The sequence below is a fragment of the Acetobacter estunensis genome, from assembly GCF_019083805.1.
Taxonomy (GTDB): domain Bacteria; phylum Pseudomonadota; class Alphaproteobacteria; order Acetobacterales; family Acetobacteraceae; genus Acetobacter; species Acetobacter estunensis_A.
This window is the reverse complement of the sequence record NZ_JAHRDV010000001.1, coordinates 52,299-68,077: the sequence shown is the minus strand read 5'-3', so window position 1 is coordinate 68,077 and position 15,779 is coordinate 52,299. Positions and strand designations below refer to the sequence as shown.

14 protein-coding genes, 1 tRNA gene and 2 pseudogenes are annotated in these 15,779 nt (G+C 57.9%); 5 read left to right on the top strand and 12 right to left on the bottom strand.

All coding sequences use genetic code 11. The features are described 5' to 3' along the window. Window positions 1-13: 13 nt before the first annotated feature. The 3 genes from tilS (at window position 14) to folP (ending at window position 4,493) form a co-directional block, all read left to right on the top strand. Window positions 14-1,255: a tRNA lysidine(34) synthetase TilS gene (gene tilS / locus KUA11_RS00450; protein ID WP_368040895.1), complete on the top strand. Its 1,242-nt coding sequence runs from the start codon at window positions 14-16 to the stop codon at window positions 1,253-1,255. Between the two features lie 169 nt (window positions 1,256-1,424). Further along, a complete protein-coding gene (ftsH, locus tag KUA11_RS00445; RefSeq protein WP_217408874.1) occupies window positions 1,425-3,359 on the top strand; it encodes an ATP-dependent zinc metalloprotease FtsH in 1,935 nt (644 codons plus the stop codon). A gap of 87 nt (window positions 3,360-3,446) precedes the next feature. After that, the gene (gene folP / locus KUA11_RS00440) at window positions 3,447-4,493 is read left to right on the top strand and encodes a dihydropteroate synthase (RefSeq protein ID WP_217408726.1); all 1,047 of its coding nucleotides are present in this window, start codon (window positions 3,447-3,449) and stop codon (window positions 4,491-4,493) included. Here the strand turns inward: folP and cysE are convergent. Together cysE and KUA11_RS00430 are read right to left on the bottom strand one after the other, a co-directional pair. Further along, window positions 4,481-5,299 carry a serine O-acetyltransferase gene (gene cysE / locus KUA11_RS00435; RefSeq protein ID WP_217408725.1) on the bottom strand — a complete coding sequence of 273 codons (819 nt, stop codon included), beginning with the start codon at window positions 5,297-5,299 and terminating at the stop codon, window positions 4,481-4,483. The two genes, folP and cysE, sit on opposite strands and share 13 nt — an antisense overlap. Window positions 5,300-5,399: 100 nt before the next feature. Beyond that, the gene (locus KUA11_RS00430) at window positions 5,400-6,809 is read right to left on the bottom strand and encodes an MFS transporter (protein WP_217408724.1); all 1,410 of its coding nucleotides are present in this window, start codon (window positions 6,807-6,809) and stop codon (window positions 5,400-5,402) included. Here KUA11_RS00430 and KUA11_RS00425 point away from each other — a divergent pair. Beyond that, complete coding sequence (locus KUA11_RS00425; protein ID WP_217408723.1) at window positions 6,808-6,999, top strand: hypothetical protein; 192 nt, start codon at window positions 6,808-6,810, stop codon at window positions 6,997-6,999. The two genes, KUA11_RS00430 and KUA11_RS00425, sit on opposite strands and share 2 nt — an antisense overlap. 129 nt (window positions 7,000-7,128) lie before the next feature. On the opposite strand, the gene sodC is transcribed toward KUA11_RS00425, so the two are convergent. The 4 genes from sodC to KUA11_RS00405 form a co-directional block, all read right to left on the bottom strand. Next, entirely contained in the window at window positions 7,129-7,662 is a 534-nt protein-coding gene (sodC, locus tag KUA11_RS00420) for a superoxide dismutase[Cu-Zn] (protein WP_217408722.1), read from the bottom strand. 269 nt (window positions 7,663-7,931) lie between these two features. Continuing rightward, window positions 7,932-8,069, bottom strand: coding sequence for a hypothetical protein (locus tag KUA11_RS00415; RefSeq protein WP_217408721.1), 138 nt, complete (start codon window positions 8,067-8,069; stop codon window positions 7,932-7,934). 456 nt (window positions 8,070-8,525) lie between these two features. Beyond that, window positions 8,526-11,222 (bottom strand): CotH kinase family protein, encoded by a 2,697-nt coding sequence (locus KUA11_RS00410; protein WP_217408720.1) that lies wholly within the window; start codon window positions 11,220-11,222, stop codon window positions 8,526-8,528. Next, window positions 11,219-11,506 carry a hypothetical protein gene (locus KUA11_RS00405; protein ID WP_217408719.1) on the bottom strand — a complete coding sequence of 96 codons (288 nt, stop codon included), beginning with the start codon at window positions 11,504-11,506 and terminating at the stop codon, window positions 11,219-11,221. Before KUA11_RS00405 ends, KUA11_RS00410 begins: the two co-directional genes overlap by 4 nt. Before the next feature lie 124 nt (window positions 11,507-11,630). Between KUA11_RS00405 and KUA11_RS00400 the strand changes: the two are divergent. Next, a pseudogene (locus tag KUA11_RS00400) lies at window positions 11,631-11,844 on the top strand (IS701 family transposase); the annotation flags it as partial. A 35-nt stretch (window positions 11,845-11,879) separates the two neighbouring features. On the opposite strand, the pseudogene KUA11_RS17970 reads toward KUA11_RS00400, so the two are convergent. The 6 genes and pseudogenes from KUA11_RS17970 to KUA11_RS00370 form a co-directional block, all read right to left on the bottom strand. Then, window positions 11,880-13,079: pseudogene (locus KUA11_RS17970) on the bottom strand (tyrosine-type recombinase/integrase). An 80-nt stretch (window positions 13,080-13,159) separates the two neighbouring features. Continuing rightward, window positions 13,160-13,224 (bottom strand) — tRNA-Glu (locus tag KUA11_RS00390). Between the two features lie 251 nt (window positions 13,225-13,475). Further along, window positions 13,476-13,910, bottom strand: a complete 435-nt coding sequence (locus KUA11_RS00385; RefSeq protein ID WP_254454582.1) for a hypothetical protein — start codon at window positions 13,908-13,910, stop codon at window positions 13,476-13,478. Then, window positions 13,907-14,056 (bottom strand): hypothetical protein, encoded by a 150-nt coding sequence (locus KUA11_RS00380; RefSeq protein WP_217408718.1) that lies wholly within the window; start codon window positions 14,054-14,056, stop codon window positions 13,907-13,909. The genes KUA11_RS00385 and KUA11_RS00380 overlap by 4 nt, the downstream gene beginning before the upstream one ends. Beyond that, window positions 14,049-14,840 (bottom strand): hypothetical protein, encoded by a 792-nt coding sequence (locus tag KUA11_RS00375; RefSeq protein ID WP_217408717.1) that lies wholly within the window; start codon window positions 14,838-14,840, stop codon window positions 14,049-14,051. Before KUA11_RS00375 ends, KUA11_RS00380 begins: the two co-directional genes overlap by 8 nt. Continuing rightward, window positions 14,834-15,745, bottom strand: a complete 912-nt coding sequence (locus KUA11_RS00370; protein WP_217408716.1) for a hypothetical protein — start codon at window positions 15,743-15,745, stop codon at window positions 14,834-14,836. The genes KUA11_RS00375 and KUA11_RS00370 overlap by 7 nt, the downstream gene beginning before the upstream one ends. Between the last annotated feature and the right edge of the window lie 34 nt (window positions 15,746-15,779).

Genomic DNA, 15,779 nt, shown 5'->3' with positions numbered 1-15,779 from the left:
GATGTGTGACGGGGTGACAGAGCAACCTGTTACTCCCGAACAGTTTCGTGATGTCATGCGCGGCCTTGGGCCGTGGCTTCCCGACACGTCGGATGCGCCTCCCGTTGCTCTCGCCGTGTCCGGTGGAAGCGATTCCCTCGCGATGGCATGGTTGGCCAGCCATTGGCGCAGGCATTTGCTTGCGCTGGTGGTGGATCATGGCCTGCGTGAAGAATCGGCTCGTGAAGCTGAAATTGCGCGTCAGACGCTTGAAGGATTCGGGATTACGACATGCGTCTTGCAACTGACAGACCTGCAAGCTGGCCCCGGAATCGCGAAGCGGGCGCGGGATGCACGATATGAGGCTCTGATCGCGGCGTGCCGGAAAGCAGGGTGCGTCGATCTTCTCGTTGCGCATCAGGAAGACGACCAGGCTGAAACGGTTGTCATGCGGCAAAGACGCGGCGAGGGACTGGGACTGGCGGGTATGGCCCGCATTACGGAACTGGCGGATATTCGGCTGGTGCGCCCGTTGCTGGGAGTCTCTCGCATGGCTCTACGTGCTACATTGAGGCGTGCCGGGGTCAACTGGTGCGAGGATCCTTCGAACGCCAACCGCAAGGCCGAGCGAGTAAGGGTAAGGCAGAATCTGACGGAGCAGGCACGGACTGAGGCCATCGGACTTTCCAGAAAAATCGCGATCAGACGGATGCAGCAGGCCGGAGAGAGTGCGGCATGGCTTGCTGCAACTGGGTGTTTGCCGTTCCCCGGATGGGTGGCGCTTGGGGAGATCTTGCCGTCTTTTTCTACGCTGGCGGCCCTTATCCGCACGATCGGGGCGCGTCCCTATGCGCCTTCCCGTGCGTCGGTGGAGGCTGCGATTGCTGCAAACCGACCGGTAACCCTAGCGGGGATAAGATTGCTCCGCGCACGTCCTCTGCCGGGATTGGAGGAGGAATGGCTTATGGTGCGCGAAGAGGCCGCCATGGAGGCTGCTCTACCTGCCCGGGATGGTGTTTGCTGGGATCGGCGGTTTACGTTGCGCGCAGGGGCCATACCGTCAGATCTATTTGTGGCGGCAGCAGGATGGGGACTGCCTCGGTCGTTGCGTAGGGGGTGGCCCGCAGTGGCCTGTGCGACGCTTCCGGCATTATGGCGGGAGGGGCGGCGCGTGTGTGTGCCGCATCTGGGGGTGTGCGAGGAGGAGAGTCTGAAAAACGTGACATTCGACCTCGTTCCGCCTGTGCCAGTGACCGTGACAACGCGCTGGGATTGATGGCGGACAAGGGCGCATGAACACATATTTAATACCCGCGCCACTTCCATGCAGGACGTGCGCCCCCAATCTCTAAGGCACGGGATTGCAATCGCCGCCCGAAACCGGTCTGATAAAGGCTTTCAGGGGCGTTCTCCTCACGCAGGAACAATATGGAACGGACAAAGTGATCAACAATTTCGGACGCAATCTCGCCCTGTGGGTGTGCATCATCGTTCTCCTGCTGTTCCTGTTCAACATGTTCCAGCCGGGCAACGTTCAGCATGCGGCTCAGCAACTTGCCTATTCCGACTTCGTAGCGGACGTGGATCATGGACGTGTGCGTTCCGTGACCATTCAGGAGCACAACATTTCCGGCACGTTGTCTGACGGCACGTCGTTCGACACCTATGCTCCGCAGGATCCGGGTCTCGTGTCCCGTCTGACGGGCAAGGGCGTGGAGGTTGTGGCCAAACCGCTGGAGGCCGAGGGCAATCCTTTCCTGCGCTATGCACTGAACTGGTTCCCGTTCATCCTCATCGGTGCGGTGTGGATCTTCATGATGCGGCAGATGCAGTCGGGTGGCGGCCGAGCCATGGGCTTTGGCAAATCCCGTGCCCGTATGCTGACCGAGAAGCAGGGACGTGTGACCTTCGCCGATGTTGCGGGCATTGATGAAGCCAAGGGCGAACTCGAAGAAATCGTTGAGTTCCTCAAGGATCCGCAGAAATTCACCCGTCTGGGCGGCAAGATTCCCAAGGGCGTGCTGCTCGTCGGTCCTCCCGGTACCGGTAAGACGCTGCTTGCGCGTGCCATTGCAGGTGAGGCGAACGTCCCGTTCTTCACTATTTCCGGTTCGGATTTTGTTGAGATGTTCGTTGGTGTGGGTGCGTCCCGTGTCCGCGACATGTTTGAGCAGGGCAAGAAGGCTGCGCCATGCATCATTTTCATTGACGAGATCGACGCGGTGGGCCGCCATCGTGGCGCCGGCCTGGGTGGTGGCAACGATGAGCGTGAGCAGACGCTCAACCAGATGCTGGTGGAGATGGACGGCTTCGAGAGCAATGAAGGCGTGATCCTTATTGCCGCGACCAACCGTCCTGACGTGCTCGATCCTGCTTTGCTGCGTCCGGGTCGTTTCGATCGTCAGGTCGTGGTGCCGAACCCGGATGTGAATGGGCGTGAGCAGATTCTGCGTGTCCACATGCGCAAGGTGCCGTTGGCGTCTGATGTTGATCCGAAGGTGATTGCGCGCGGCACACCGGGTTTCTCGGGTGCGGATCTGGCCAACCTCGTCAATGAGGCCGCTTTGCTGGCGGCGCGTGCAGGCAAGCGTACGGTGGCCATGAGCGAGTTCGAGAACGCCAAGGACAAGGTGCTGATGGGCACCGAGCGTCGCTCACTGGTGATGAGCGATTCCGAGAAGAAGATGACCGCTTATCACGAAGGCGGTCATGCGCTGGTCTCGATCCTGACGCACGGCACGGACCCGGTCCATAAGGCCACGATCATTCCGCGCGGTCGTGCGCTGGGTATGGTGATGAGCCTGCCGGAAGGGGACCGTTACTCCAAGAGTCGTGCCAAATGCGTGGCCGAACTTGATCTCGCCATGGGCGGTCGCGCCGCGGAAGAAATCATCTTTGGCCCTGACAATGTAACCAGTGGTGCTTCCGGCGACATCAAGATGGCGACCGATCAGGCCCGCCGGATGGTGACGGAATGGGGCATGAGCGAGAAGATGGGCATGATCGCCTATGGCGATAATGGTCAGGAAGTGTTCCTTGGACATTCGGTCACGCAGAACAAGAACATCTCGGAAGAGACGGCGCGAGAGATCGATGCCGAGGTCAAGAAGTTGATCGACGCCGCCTATGATCGGGCACGTAATCTGTTGATTGAGCATATTGAGGAATTGCACCGCCTGGCGGAAGCACTCCTTGAATACGAGACGCTGAGCGGCGAGGAAATCCGTCAGATTCTGCGTGGCGAGGCGATCGAGCGTGTCGAGGTGGATGACACCATGCCGGAAAATCGGCGCGCTTCGGTGCCGCCGGTTATCAATCAGCCGGGAGCGGGCGGTGCGCCTCCGGCTTCGGTCGGGGATGCATCTCCCCAGCCGGGTTAAAGGGGCAGTTTCTGAAAAGGCCGGAGTGGGATGTGTCCCGTTCCGGCCTTTTTTCGTTTCCGTGTCGCTTGGTTGGGATGAACAGGAATGAACGATCTGCGTCTGGTGGAACCGGCTGGGCTGCTAAGGGGGACGGAGGCGGCCGAGGCAATCACCGCAGGTGTGGCCTTACCGCTGGCGGGTGGAAAGACAGCTTTCTCGCTGGTGTCCCTGATCGAGCGGGATGGAACAAAAAGCGCACCGAGGCCGGTGGACCGGATTCCCGCTTCGTGGTTGCCGGAACTGGAGATCGTAACAGCGCCTCCTTCGCAGGCGGGATTGCCTTCAGGGGCGATGGTGATGGGGATCCTTAATGTCACGCCGGACAGTTTCAGCGATGGAGATCAGCATCGCACTCCGGAACGGGCCGTAGCACGGGCGCAGCAGATGCAGCAGGCCGGTGTGGCCATTCTCGATGTGGGGGCGGAAAGCACACGGCCGGGCGCTGTGGTCGTGTCTCCCTCCGAAGAATGGTCGCGGCTGGAACCTGTGCTGGCCGAACTGGTCGGTAAAGGGATTCTTGTTTCAGTGGACACCCGTAACGCCCGCACCATGGAAGCGGCGCTGGATATGGGGGTGATGCTTATCAACGATGTGAGTGCGTTGGCTCATGATCCCGAGGCGTTGCCGCTGTTGGCGCGACGCACCTGCCCGGTCGTGCTGATGCATATGCGGGGTACTCCGGAGACGATGAAGGCGCTGACGGACTACAGGGACGTAGCCGTAGATGTGGTACGGGAACTGCGCGATCGAATTGCACAGGCGGAGCAGGCAGGAATTGAGCGCTCCCGTATCCTGATCGACCCGGGGATCGGGTTTGCCAAGACGGCCGAGCAGAATGCGGAGCTTCTGCGGCGGTTGCCTATCCTTGCCAATCTTGGCTGTCGCGTCGTTCTGGGTACCTCACGCAAGCGCATGATCGGCACTTGGGCTGGCGTGGCTGAGCCGATGGCGCGCGATCCGGGCACCATCGTTACATCTTTGCCCGGGCTTGATCTGCCCGGGACGCTGCTCCGGGTCCATGACGGAGCGGGGATGGTGCAGGCCATGCGTGTGTGGGAAGCAATGGCTGGTGGTGCTGTTCAGATGATGTAGTCGATCGGTGGGAGCGTCTGATCCATTGTCAGCGACGGCATGCCTTTCAGGCGGGTGCCGACCTTGCGGGCAGGATTGCCGACCACGGTGGTATAAGGAGGCACCGCTTCCAAAACGATCGAACCTGCGCCGATCTTCGCGCCTTCACCCACCTCGATTGCCCCAAGTACCTTGGCGCCAGCTCCAATCAGCACCCCGCGGCGGATCTTCGGATGACGGTCTCCGGCATGTTTGCCAGTTCCACCAAGGGTCACGCCCTGAAGCAGGGAGACGTCGTTCTCAATGATGCTTGTTTCGCCCACGACGATTCCGGTTCCGTGATCGAACAGCAGACGTCGGCCGAGGCAGGCGGCGGGGTGGATGTCCACGGCAAACAGTTCTGAGGCCCGGCTTTGGAGATGGAGAGCCAGATGGCGACGGTCGCAGTTCCAGAGCCAATGCGCCACCCGATAGCACTGGATGGAAAGAAAGCCTTTGAAAAACAGGAACGGCGTCACGTAGTCGGGGCAGGCGGGATCGCGCTCGCGAATGGCGACGAGATCGGCCGCACCTGCTGCGAGGGCATCGGGTGTATCCGCATAACAGGCCAGCACCAGATCGGTGAGATTTTGTGACGACACGTAATGATCGCCCAGCTTGCGTCCGATCAGTGCGGAGAGCGCATCAGCGAAACTGGCGTGATTGGAAATTCCGGTGGCCAGCAGCCCCATGACCAGCGGATCGCAGCAAACGCGAGCCTCGACGATCATCCGTTCCCAAAGAGTGGTCAGATTCACGGCTGACGTGGTGAGGTCAGGCTGTGTCATGCGGGCGTGTTTCCTGGCGATGAGGACAAAAACCCCATCCGCGGGGTAGGTGGGGTAATCAACAAATGTGTGTCTAGATCGTTTCTCTGAAAGAGCGCAATTACCGGTTCGGATTGGGTGCCGTCCGGATGTTGCGTGGGTTTCCTTCGTTTCCGTGTGTCAGACGGGATGCACTGAGGGCCGCCGCAAAGGCTGCGCAGAGAGCGGCGATGTTGAGGCAATCCTGTGTTCCGTTGGCGGTGAGACGCAACGTAAGGGCGGTTCCGATACCCCCGAGCGTCTGCCCCCCCTGCCGCGAGACCTGCACCATTCCGCTCGCTCCCCCTTCGCGTCCGGCTGCGGCTGAAAGCAGCATGGCCCGATTGTTGGGAACCTGAAAAATGCCGAACCCCAGTCCGGCCAATCCCACTCTCCAGAGAACGTCGAACGCGCTTGGTGTGTCGGGCAGCAGGCGCAGCAGGATGAAACCGGTCATCGTGCACAACAGACCAAGGGAAGAGAGAATGCCGGCTGGAATGCGATCGGCGAGAGGGCGTGTGACCGAGGCTGAAGCGATCAGGCCAAACGCCCATGGCAGCATCATGAGGCCAATGGTTGTGGCGCTCCAATTGTAGTGATCGTGCAGCGCGAAAGGGAAGGAAATGATGAAAAAGTTGGAACTGACATAGCCGCACAGGCCGACGAGAAAAGCCGTGCGGAAACTGCGCCCGCGAAGAAGATCGACAGGGAGGATCGGGAGTGCGCGGCCATGTTCACGGCGGATAAGCATCAGCAGCGTGAAGAGCCCCCCAACAAGAAAGGCTATCGTGAGGGTGATGCCATCGGCATGAGCCACACCATTGCCGGCCAGCCCCAGTCCGAAGAATGACAGCATGCATAACAGGGCGCCCCACGGATCGGGCATGTCGCCCTGTCGCGGAGTACGCGGCAGCGACGTGGCGGCAAGGAACAGGGTAAGCAGTCCAAGCGGCAGGTTGATCCAGAAGAGCCATGGCCAGTCCGCTACGGCCAGAATGAGCCCTGCCACCGTGGGACCGAGCGCCATTCCCAATCCTACGATCAGTGTGTTGAGGGCGACGCCTTTTCCGAGTTCCTTGCGGGGGTAAATAAAGCGGATCAAGGCTGAGGTGACCCCCAGCATGCAGGCGGCACCGAAGCCCTGGAAGGCGCGAGCGCAGGTCAGGACCGGCAGAGAAGGGGCAAGAGCACAGCCGCACGACGCGAGCATGAAGATTACGACGCCGCCCATGCAGACGCGTTCATAACCGAGCCATGCGCCGGCTGCGGCGAGCGGCAGGATGGAGGACAGACTGGCAAGTTGGTAGGCGTTGACGATCCAGACAGTATCGGACGCGGAGGCGTGAAGATCGGTTCCCATTGCCGGGAGGGCGACATTTGCAATGGCGTAGTCGATCTGAGCGAGGAGAACGGCCAGGCATACGGCGATAATAGCCCTCTGACGGCCGGGCTTCGGCATGCCGTCAGTAGGTTCGGAAGAAATGGCGCTCATGCTTGTCATATCTCCGGCCATGTCTCGGGATGACGTGGATTCACCCGGACAGGCACGGGAGAGGAAAGATGAGGAACGATCAGGGCTGCGTTCGAACGCTTTTCAGGCCGTCCTTGTAGCCCAGCGTTTCCCACTGTTCCTTTTGACTGAGATGCCGGTTGGCGGTGGTAGTGTCATCGCCGAACCATGAGCATCCGGCGAGAGAAAATCCGCAGAGAACGACCCAGGCAACGCGCTTCATGTCCGATTCAGGCCTCCGAGTGATAATTGGAGAGACCATGCCCCAGAAAGCGGTTGCAGGCGAGTGGGGGTATGAAGATCAGTGAATGACACCGCAGGCAATGCGGTCGCCTGCTCCGCCGATTGGCTGGGTGGTGTAGTCATCTGGTTTGGCATGAATAACCAGAGACGATCCGTCCGCATCAAGGAGGGCAGGGCGGTTATCTTTCCCATGCAGCGAGACAAGAGTTGTGTGGAGTTCGACGGTGGCCGTTCCATCGGATGCCACGAACAGATTGGGGAGATCGCCATCGTCGTTTGCTGTGGGGTTCAGTAATCCGTGCACCACTGGCGAAGCTGCGTGAACGTGTGAACCGGCGCTTGTGAATTTCGGTGGTGTGCAGACACCTTTTTCATGGAAATGCAGGCCATGCCACCCCGCCGGAAGATGCGTGGCTTCGATGCGCAGGAGGACGCCGGTCGGCGTTTCCGTTAGATGTGCGGTTCCATGATTAGCGCCATCTGTTCCGATGAGAGAAGCGGAAGCTTCGTCCGCGGCGTGAGCAAACGGTCCGAGGACCGTCAGGCCGAGGGTGAAGGCGGCAAGCAAAAAAGAGGGACGGAACAGGGTCATTCGGAGCGTCCTTACTGACGATGATTTCAGCGGACAGAAGAATGGCGTAATCTAGAACGAGTCGCAATACGATGATGTGGTGCTATCTCGGCTTCGTGATAAACGGAAGATATTTACTACAGAGGGTGTAAAGTGCAAAAAAAACGCGCTTTGAAATGGATAACCCTACCAGTAAATATTGAACAAATAGAATTTCTTAATGTAATAATCTTTTTATATTAATAGAGTATGCTACAAGATGATGCAACTCTATAGACGGAAATAATCACTTAAGGTAATTGGGTCACGTTGACGAAATATCTGATCCAGAGCCTTACGGCGGTGAGATTGAGGAAGCTCATGAAGGACAAGACGGTCTTGTCGTAGAGGGTTGCGATAAGGCGCATCTGCTTGAGGCGGTTGAACATATGGCTTCGGTCCTAGTAGCGTCTTCAATCTGTTTGCTGAGGAACACTGTGGCCTGTGCATGATGGAATGACCGGCAGGATCCCATGAATCAGCAGACTCTGGCGGAAACTGTCGCTGTCATACTCCGCTCGGCCAGCATGACTCCGGCGTTTGGGACAAACAATTCCATCAGGGCACCCACAGTCTTGTAGTCCGAAACCTGTCATCCGGTGAAAATAAAACCAAAAGGACGTCCCTGATTGTCACATCGGACATGGACCTTGTTCGTAAAGCCGCTGCGTGATCGACCCAAAGCCTCCGAATAAATCCCCCTTTGTGTCCGTGGTCTGTGAAAGGGGTACGAACCACGGTGCTGTCGACCTTGAGGTTTGAGATTACGCGCACTGGATTTTCTCCGTAAAAAAAGCCGCTCCAAAATGGAGCGGCTTTCGGTCAAATGAACGAGGATATGGTGATCAACTCACCGTATTGGGCGATGCGACAGTCCATGTGAACGACTGCACATCATCGGGGAAGGTCGTGGCACCTGTCGGACCATTTCCAAAGTTGACCCCCATGAGTTCCTTGCCAGTGCCGTCGAGCATCTTGGCGGAGAACAGATTGACCACCTGTGTCGCAGGATTGGTCTTGACGCTGTTTGCCACCACGACGTCATTGGCGATGTTATCTGCCACTGAACTGCTGGAAAGCGTCACGGGTGTGCCGATAATGGCGTCTTTCGTGCCGTCATTCGAGAAGAAAGTGGCCGTTCCTGCGGGATAGGTCAGGCCGTTCGCTCCCGTAACGGCTGCTGTGCCGTTATTGAGGAATACACCACCACGAAAACGACCGTTTACAAGCAGGTTATCCGTTACTGCTCCGCTGGAAGTCCACGCAGACTGCGTTTTCGAACCATCGCCGTAGGATACGCCGAACGCTCCTCCTTGGCCGTAGATTAAAGAAACGCCACGTCCCACCGATGCATTGGTATTCCATGCTTTGTTGGATCCAAACAGGACAACATTCGAGCCTGTCTTATCGCTCCAACTCAGTGTGGAAACTGCCATATCCACGCGGATTTCTGTTCCCGTAGTGATCCCTAATGGGCCTGGCGTTTGTCCCCAGGCTGATCCCGAATTGCCGTTTCCGACAAGAGCATGTTCAGGAATGGTATCGGCTTTCGGTGTTGCCGACTGTTCGGTGGCCCATGTAGTGCCCACCGAATTAGTCGCTCCTACCTTTACGAAAATCGCCGTTCCATTGGTTCCAGTGATCTGCACCGATCCAGGTGCAGTGATTGCTGGAGAGAATGTCGCAGTCTCACCACCTGACGTGGCACCGTACGTGATCGGATGTTCAGTAATCGCGGCGCCACCATTGTCACTGGGAGCGGAGACATCGACCTGGACATATCCGTCGCCCGCTGTCAGCGTGAATGTCGGTGCTCCCGGAGCCTGAGCTGTAGCAGTGGCGATCACGTTGGTGGAGGACGGGTCATTCAGACCATCATCATTGGTTGACGTGATCTGCGCCGTTCCTTCCGCAGATGGCGTAAACGTTGTCTCCACGGCGTTTCCCGAACCTGCGCTCAGGACAACCGGATTTTGAGAGAACACTCCCGCAAGACTACTCGTAAGCATGATATTCACGTCTTTGGCTGGGGGATGATCCGGTGCCACCGTGAGCGTTACCGCGCTGTTGACAAGAACCGTCTGACTGTCTGCCGAGACCGTGTAGGTGGTCGCTGTAGTGGCCGCCATCACCGTATCGCCGTATGTCAGACGACCGTCGAACCATTCAATCAGATAAGGAATGGTCGAGATGGAGTTTGTTCCCCATGCAGACTGGTCTGCAGCGATGGCAGCGGGCCGCATGGACTTGAGATATCTGCTGACAATTTTGCGAAAATTGTCCGTTGTCAGCACGCTGTTCTTACGCAGTTCCAGCCAGCGCGCACCAATCTGCGGCGCAAAATATGTCCAGAATGACTGAAAGACAGCATCCTGTGCGAAAGGATTGCCTTCCTGCGTTGGAGACTGGCCCGTCGTGTCCCAGTAAACGCCAAGACTTTCATCCAGATCGTAAGCATACAGTGACCATATGCCCGTGGTAGCGGTGGCGTTATGCGAGCCCAGCATGACATTGTTGGAGACGCTATCGAAAGATCCAACAGCCCAGCAGAAAATCGCATAGTCGATCCATGAGTTCAGATCGATATACTGCGCATAACTAGCCCAGTTTGACGATGTCGTCTTGCAGGAGGCTAACCACGTCAGAAGTCGCGCCGGAACTGCATTGTTTGGTGACGATGGCGAGGAGTATTCCCAATACTTTGAAAAATAGCTGCTGGAGCCATTTGACCACAGATCGGTAGGACCATGCTGCGGCTGCAGCAGATAATGCGCCGCGTTGCTGTCATCCATAAGATAGGTGTCGTTCGAATTGTTCGAGCGCCACATATACTGACCGAGGAATGTAGGAGCCGTCGCGGCGTCAGTGGTCCAGTAGAGTTCAACAGGAATTTCGTCACATGAAAACAGAGGATTACCGAAATTGGTCGTGGACGCATCCTCGTATGCGCTTTCAGGCGCAATGAGATTTTCTGGATAATCGTAGGCACGTCGGATTTGACGCCACAGTTCGAGGCAGACTGCTTCGCGGATCATTGTGCGATCCATTGCGGTGCCGCCACCTGTGTCACCGTTGGGGATTGTCCCGTAGGCCTTGAGATCAATGGACGTGCTATCTGGCCAATCACCAAAACGGATTGACACTTTGGAACCAGCCGGATTTTTCGGTTTGAATTTCCAGTTGTGCTTGGTGGCGTTTGCCGAGGTCTGGCCCTGTACGGACATGTTGGTCAAACCGGTTCCTTGATCCGCATAGAGCACCGAATTACCATCAAGGATTGCCAGCGTTACCTGTTCATCCGTTCCCACAGTCGGTAGAGCAGAGCCAATTGCCACAAAACGAAGACAGCCCGATTTGGGGCGGCCAACAGGCACTGTAGTTTCAGTGGACAAAAGAGAAGACACGAACGAAGGAATGCCCGCATTTGCGATATCTTCGCCATCATAATGCATCAATACAGACAGGCCATCCACATTTCGTACGACGGGAATTAAGTCGCCGCTTTGCGGTACTGTCACATCAGTCTCGCTAATTTCTGTCATGGTGTGATCTTTTCTTGATTTACTGTTACGTTCTCTCCGTTCACCTGGAGAGCGTCAGTATCAGTATCAGTATCAGTATCAGTATCAGTATCTGTCCCTGCGCCCGTTGCGACATTATTCAGACGAAAAATCGCGAAGGTGCCGTAGCCCTCGGCCATCGGGTTGCCCTCAATGTCGAAACTGGCTTTCCCCTTCTGGTTCTTTCTATCTGTGTTGATTGTGCCGTTGCGCAGGGCGGTATTGGTGAAGACTGAGGTGGAACCCGTTGCCTTGATCGTCGGCATGGAAGATCTGATCGCCTGCATTCGAGATGTAGGGGACGAACAGATCCAGATTAGCCGCGTCGTTGCGGATACGCACTAGCTCTACAGTTGCGTTTTATGGTGAGTTCTGAATCTATGGATCACCATGATTCAGGATATAATGACTGGTGGAGCGTCAGTTGAAGAGACGCTGGAATTGTGGGTGTTCGCGCTTCTGGCAGCAAAGGAGCGGATCACGCCGCTGTTTACGCAGAATCGTGTTGCGTCTTTTGCATGTGCCTTTCTTGATGTCCTGATTGGCAACGAACCGCGCAAGACGGGATGGATGCGTGCGGAAGCTGCAAGGAGATCCTAGTCCTAGGCTCACATATGTATTGTATCCTGTGGCCCGGATCTACTTGGCCGCGCTTTCATCGCTGTCATAAATGAAGCCAAGCACACGAGCGCGCTCTTCCGCATTCTCCGCAAGGGGCGTCAGCACGGGCTGGTAGTAGCGGTTCAGGCTTTTGAGGTCGCGGTGGCCGGTCACGCGGCATAAATCGAGCGGATTTGGAAACAGATGGGCCAGTCGCGAGGTCGCTTCGTGCCTCAGGTCGTGAAGACCGGCCCGCTTCACCATCCGGCCGTCCCTTACTGAAAAAGCACGTTCGTCGCCAACATCGAAAATCAGATCCTCGGGTGATGGCGGAGCGTCGAACGAAACGAGTTTCTCACGAAGCAAAGCCTACGCGCCGGGCATCAGGCGCCGGATTTCGGATCCTCGCTCTTCCGCGAGATGGATGGTCTTGGTGTGAGCCAGACTGATGGTTCTTGCTGTGAGGTCGACGTCACACCAACGCAAGGAAGCCGCTTGACTCAGGCGAGTGGCCTGCTCGACGGACCACCTGACGAGCCACACATCATCAGGATGGGTGTCTGATCTCACAGCGTCCAGCAGACGCTCATACTCTCCGGCAGGCTCGCGCTCCTCTGGCGAGACACTCCCTACGGGACAGGCTGTCTCTTCCAGCCTGCGATTGCGCTTCCGGTCGGCTCCGGCCGGTCGTTTGATCAAACGTCCTGAAGCTGGATTTTACGGCAGCGGCACGTCCCACTCAGACATTGCATGTTGCAGAATAGATGCGAGAAGGTTGAGGCGTTTCACAACGGTCGCGGGGGGCATATCTTTCGCCTGCCTGTCCCGGAAACCTCTGACAGCCGCGATCGTCAGACGGGAGAGTTTCAGGCCAGCGATCGTGTCGCGGAGCAGCGAAGGGATATGATCAGTGCGATCGCGCTCGCGATGAGCTCTGCACTCATCTCAATATCGCTCGATCAGCGTTCACAGCACGACACCGTCCAGAGCCCGAACGTCGATATTGCGGCCCTCGCGAACCTTGACCGAGGTCTCTTCAAGCCATGCACGGGCGAAACGGGCTGTATCGAATGTTCTGACGATCCGCTGGCCATTGACCAGTTTGCGTGCCCGATACTGCTTTGGCCCCCGGCAACTCACGCCATCGGGCCGCGGACGTCCTGTCGCAGGATCGTTGACATTCTCGGCGGATTTTGTACGGGCCATGAGACGAACTCCGAAGGAGGACGGAATCGCCATTGGTCCAGAATCGCCACTTAATTTTTGGGTGGGATAGAGCGCTTTGCCTGTAAGCTGCTGATAGCATTGCCAAATAAAATTGGCGTCCCGTACGGGATTCGAACCCGTGTTGCCGCCGTGAAAGGGCACAACCTATCTTTGAGTTTCAATGAGTTGTGCGATCCATGCGCGGAAAGCGTGATATCTAAAAGCGCGGTTAGACACGGGATGCAGGTCCATTGATGGTCATATGAACATCAACGTTTTTGCGAACGAATGACTATTCGGCGATAGGTTGCTTAGAGCCAATCACCCGCAGCTTAGAAGGACCGTGGTTTATATTGCAAAACAAAGATATAGTTTGCATGTGATGAGCGAAAATAGACGCGGAATTTCCTCATCGATGCAAACTGTATTTTAGACGCATCCTCTCACAACTGGCCCACACGCGGCATTTGGCCCTTCGAGGGTAGCACTAGGGCCAGAATAGGCGATCCGCGTCACTACTCCGTCCTGCACCGTGGCTGTGACATGGCACGTTCCGTGACCGCCTAATGACAGCTCAAACGAAAACGGCGTTTTCAGATCCAGAGGCCCCTGAACCGGCTGATCCTGCCGCCAGACCAGAACCTCCTGTCCATCGCGGATCTCGTCCTGGTCTGGCACACCGGCGCATGAGACAAGGTCTGCCCGCGTGTGGCCGATCAGATCATGCCGGGCACGAGAGGGCAGGGAAGAGCAACCCGCCTGTAAACCGAGAAGCGCCGACATCACGCATAATCGGCCGATCTGACAAGCAGACCGACCGTTTCGTAAACCTGCCAACTTGCGTAAAGGCGCAAGTTTCCTCATCGCCCCGTATCCTTTGTGCTGTCGGCGGCGAACGGATCCGCCCGCCGCTTCGCCCGCAGCATGGCCAGCGCCATCCCGAACGACGCGGCAATCGAAGCCACACCGGTCCCGATCCAGAACCACCAGTGCGTGAACAGTTCAGGCATTGGCGAGATACGCCGCGTTCTCCGCGCGCAACGTCTCCCAATCCTGCCCGTTGAGCATTCCTGACGCTGGCTTGAGCTGCGGCCACGCGATCGCATGCACTTCATCCATCCGCGAGCGTACCCATCGCCATGTGGCCTTCTGGATCGTGCCCCATGTGAGGATGGAGACCAGATCCGTGTCGCCGGTGCCGGTGTAATCCCACAGCAGCGCACAATGGCCGCCCGCGCTGCCCGGCGTCGTGTCGCCCCGGCCTGCAGGCACGTCCGTGTCCCAGACCGAGGCAAGCGCCCCGAGTTCCGTGGTCCACATATCGGATTCCGACAGCAGGAAGCCGCAATAGACCGGTCCGAACGCGGCCATGCAGAGGCGAGCGGCGTTCAGATCCGCCACCTCCATCGTCCCCCAGAGCGGGAACAGGGTCTGCGTGGCCAGCGCATAGCCATCGCGAGCAGCCGTCGCCAGAACATCCAGTTCCACACCGCCCTGATCGGTCGAAGGATTGTCCGGCACATAGCCGGTGCTGAGCGAGTAGAACGCGACCGCTTCGTCCGTGGTCACGTCCACCTGAAAACCGCCGCAGGCCGACTGGGCACGGAACGAGTTGGCCAGGCCAACAGACGTGCAATCGCCGATCGTTCCGTTGCCCAGGAGCAGCGGCGCTGGATCAATGTGGTCACGGATCAGGCGAAGCGGCGCAGCTCGCTGCATGAACGATAGGCGTGTGAGCTTGGGCGCGCGCGGATCGTGCCGCGCAGGGCGTTTGCCAAGGGCGCGGGTCACCATACGTTGGCATCCTCGTTGCGGGCACGGAAATAGCGCTCCATCTCGCGCTTCAGTCGCGGCTTGTTTCCGGCCAGTTCCCATGCCTGCCAGACGTTGCGCTTCAGATCCTCATCAGGATCGAAATCGTTGCTCGTCAGGATGTCCCATCGGCTCTGATAGGCGCGGTTTGTCTTGGAGCCGTGGAAATGATGTTCGATCGTGCCGTAGAGTGCGCCGATATTGCCATTGATCGACGCCAGTGCGCGGTTCTGCCAGCGCAACACGTGCCGCTTGTAGCTTTCCGAGACATTCCCCGGATAACTCTCCGCTGCCCGACCGATTAGGCCAAGCGCCATATGGTGATCGCCCGATCCCAGCGCGCCGATATCGAGTAGGCCGCCGACGCTTTCCATGGCACGACGGGTAGCGGCCCAGGCGTAGCCCGGGTGAGAGAACTTGTACGGACCGGCCTGCCGGATCGGCTCGTCGTCCATCCACATGCGGCAGAACGAACGATGCAACTGCATGTGCTCGCCATTCGGCCCAAGGTCATAGCAATCCGACCAGGGTTGGATCACATCGAAGAGCTGAAGCGCCTCGACCGTTTCACGCGCCCAATCGGCGCGGCGGAAGAAGATGTCGCTGTCGATCCAGGCCGCGTACTGCCAGTCCTGAGGCAGACGCGAAATGCCGATATTGAGGCAGCGTTCCTTCTCCCATACGAGAGAGTTTGCGCGAACCCCGACATGATTAACACCAGGAATGTCGCACACGAACGGACGGTCGCCGTACTGACATTCAACGACCGTGAGGCGTGCCCCACTGTCCATGACGTGTTCGGCCCAGCGACGATAGATCTGGTCAGGAACCTGCCAACGCAGAGGGTTGGCACGGGCGGTAATGACGTGAAGCTGATGGGCGTGCATTAAAGATACCAAGCTCGAAGGGGAATGGAGATCA